This is a genomic window from Pseudoxanthomonas sp. LjRoot204_2, from assembly GCF_056175765.1.
In genome coordinates this window covers 1-3,175 of the sequence record NZ_JBGFFG010000384.1, presented here as the reverse complement: position 1 = coordinate 3,175, position 3,175 = coordinate 1, and the positions used below count along the sequence as shown (strand labels likewise).

Sequence of the window (3,175 nt, the reverse complement as noted above, 5' to 3'; positions counted from 1 at the left end):
CTGTTCGAGTGCGCGGATCATCTCCAGTCGCCGGTCAGCGGCGTCACGGAAGATGAAGAGCGAGTACTTCGTTTCGGCTAATTCTCGGGCGAGCTCGACATCGAAGTGGTCGGCGGGAGACTTCTCGGGTCGATGCTGACTGTCTGCCAGAGCGGACGCGAGTCTACTCAGTTCTGCCTGAGCTTCGGCGAGCTTGGCTGACATCGAGGTCAGTTCATCCGTTCTCTGATCCGCTGCTCGCAGCGCATCACGTGCGGCAACTTCCATACGGATCAACGACGATGCGTCTTTCTCGATGCGCTCTCTGGTGTAGCCGACAATCGCGGTGAAAAGGGAATCGATCTTGCTCTTGCCTGTTTCTCTGGCCCTGTTGCGGGCGCGGCGAGCGATGTCGAGGTCCAAAAGCCCAAGCGCCCTCATTCGGGAGGCCGTTCTCATGGCCCCGACGGTATCAAGCGTGAACATTTGGTGCTCGAGCAGCGCATTTTGAAGTGCGGCATTCTCAGCTGGCTCGAGATCGATCCCGATGTCGGTGCTGCAAGCATCTTCGAGGCGAAGCGATGTAGGAGCCAGACGATGGTTGCGGTTCGTGCGCGAGTACTTGAGGGCGAGTGCAGCATTTTCCTGGTTCAGCCTTCCGAGAGACCCCGGTAGGCCGACGCCAAACTCGGTGGCGAGAACCTTCGGCTCGTACCCGATCTCGAACTCGGCGGCCACGCGCAGCCACAGATCCCAATCGCAAAGCCGCTTGAGGATGATGTGCGGATCGTACCAGCCGATCTTGTCGATCGTACTTCGCGGTAGGACGACACATGTATTCGGAATCGAGTTCGCACCCCCCAGCATCGCGTCCATATCCAGCGGTCCGCCGATGATGAAGCTGCGGTCTCCGATGAGTTGCGCTCGCGCCTGAGCATAGACCATCCCCAGTTGTGGCTCGCGTTGCAGGCGTGCCACGAGGGTCTCTAGGTGGTCCGGCTCCAGCTGGCAGTCATCGAAAAGCCAGGCAAAGTAACTGCCTGTCGCGAGTGGATACGCCTGTGCAAGCGCATAGGCGGGTAGCCCCGTATTCTCCTGCAGGCGGATATGCCGCACGCGGGCGTCACTCGCCGCCACAGCGCGGAGGTACTCGGCAGTCCCGTCGGTGGACCCATCGTCAACCACCAGCAATTCGAAGTCCTGCCATGTYTGCCGCAACGCGCTTTCAACTGCCCTTTGCAGGAAACCGTCACCATGGCGTGCGAATGTTGGAAGAAAGATCGAAACTGTTGAGGTTGTCAAAAGATTGTCTCGATATGCCGTGATCCGGTATGGGCCGGGACGGCGTCCGGCAGGATTTCAATCGGCGGACAGGTCAGTCGGGAGGTCTCTAGCCTGATGCCCTTCATTCTGGCCGAGCCGAGACCGTGGGGCATCGCTGTTCTACGCCCGGCCAGCAACTTTGTGAGAGAAGTCCAGCTGTTGTGTGATCTACGACCGGTTACTCAGATGGGACGAAAGTTCGGGCAGCAACTGAAACAAATCCCCCACCAATCCGATATCCGCAATCTCGAAGATCGGGGATTCTGGATCCTTGTTGATCGCCACGATGGTGCCGGCGTCCTTGATGCCGGTCAGGTGCTGGATGGCGCCGGAAATGCCGACGGCCACGTACAGTTCGGGCGCGATGATCTTGCCGGTCTGGCCGACCTGGAGTTCGTTCGGTACGTAGCCGGCGTCCACGGCGGCGCGCGAGGCGCCGACAGCGGCGCCCAGCTTGTCGGCCAGCGCATAGATGACCTTGAAGTTCTCGGCCGAGCCCACTCCGCGCCCGCCGGAGACGACGCGCTTGGCGCTCTGCAGGTCGGGGCGGTCGGACTTGCCGGCGGCGAGGCCGACGTAGCGGGTGTGCGTGGGCAGGGCAGCGTCCACGCTGGTGGCCTCGATCGCCGCGCTGCCGCCCTTGGCAGCTTCCGGCCAAGATGCGGTGCGCACGGTGGCGACGACGGTCTGGTCGGCCGGAGTTTCGACGGTGATGATCGCGTTGCCGGCGTAGATCGGGCGCTTGAAGGTGTGCGTGCCTTCCACGGCCATCAGGTCGGAGACCTGGTTGACGCCGAGCAGTGCGGCGACGCAGGGCAGCAGGTCCTTGCCGAACGTGGTGGATGGCGCGAACACGTGCGTGTAGTCCGCGGCGAGCTTGGCGATCTGCGGGGCGAGTACCTGGGCGATGGCGTTCGCATTGGCGACGTTCGCGACGGTCAACACCTTTGCGACGCCCGCGATCTGCGCGGCCTCGGCGGCGACGGCCGTCGGGTCGGCCGCCAGCACCACCACGTCGATGGCGTCGGCCTTCACGGAGGCGGCGGCGCTGACGGTCTTGGCGGTGGAGGCGTTGAGCTTGCCGTCCAGGTGTTCGGCGATGACGAGAACCTTGGCCATTACAGCAACCCCTTCTGCTTGAGTGTGGCGACCAGCTCGGCCGCGTCCTTCACCATGACGCCCTTGCTGCGCTTGGCAGGCGGGGCGTAGTGCGTGGTCTTGTGCGTATCGGCGGATTCGACGCCGAGGTCGGCCAGCTGCAGCGTTTCCAGCGGCTTGCTCTTGGCCTTCATGATGTCGGGCAGCTTGATGAAGCGCGGTTCGTTGAGGCGCAGGTCGGTGGTGACGACCGCGGGAAGGTCGACCTCGAGCGTTTCCAGGCCGGCATCGACCTCGCGGACCACCGTGGCCTTGGCGTCGGCGATGTCGAGCTTGYCGGCGAACGTCGCCTGCGGACGGCCCCACAGCGTGGCCACCATCTGGCCGGTCTGGTTGGCGTCGTCGTCGATGGCCTGCTTGCCGAGGATCACCAGGTCCGGCGATTCCTTCTCGACCAGCTTCAGCAGGGTGCGCGCGGCGGTCAGCGGCTGGATGGCCTGGTCGGTGACCACGTGGATGGCGCGGTTGGCGCCCATGGCCAGGCCGTTGCGCAGGTGCGCCTGCGCGTCGGCGGGGGCGATGGTGGCGACCACGACTTCCGTGGCGATGCCCTTGTCGCGCAGGCGCAGGGCTTCTTCCAGCGCGATCTCGTCGAAGGGATTGGGGGACAGCTTGACGCCGTCGGCGACCACGCCGGACCCGTCCGGCTTGACCTGGATGCGGACGTTGTAGTCCACCACGCGCTTGTAGGCGACGAGAATCTTCATCCTGAGGG

The 3,175-nt window shown here is 63.9% G+C and carries 3 protein-coding genes; all 3 read right to left on the bottom strand.

Annotated features, from left to right (window positions below; translation table 11 throughout):
* Window positions 1-1,281 (bottom strand): glycosyltransferase family 2 protein (locus AC04L7_RS15230; RefSeq protein ID WP_475513323.1); only part of this gene is annotated, 1,281 nt, incomplete at its 3' end.
* Window positions 1,282-1,470: 189 nt separating this feature from the next.
* Window positions 1,471-2,421 carry an electron transfer flavoprotein subunit alpha/FixB family protein gene (locus AC04L7_RS15225; protein ID WP_435996849.1) on the bottom strand — a complete coding sequence of 317 codons (951 nt, stop codon included), beginning with the start codon at window positions 2,419-2,421 and terminating at the stop codon, window positions 1,471-1,473.
* Complete coding sequence (locus AC04L7_RS15220) at window positions 2,421-3,167, bottom strand: electron transfer flavoprotein subunit beta/FixA family protein (protein ID WP_475513324.1); 747 nt, start codon at window positions 3,165-3,167, stop codon at window positions 2,421-2,423. Before AC04L7_RS15220 ends, AC04L7_RS15225 begins: the two co-directional genes overlap by 1 nt.
* Between the last annotated feature and the right edge of the window lie 8 nt (window positions 3,168-3,175).

Coding starts and splice junctions, on each gene's coding strand:
- AC04L7_RS15225 (WP_435996849.1), bottom strand. CDS start 2,421: ATGGCCAAGGTTCTCGTCATCGCCGAACACCTGGACGGCAAGCTCAAC.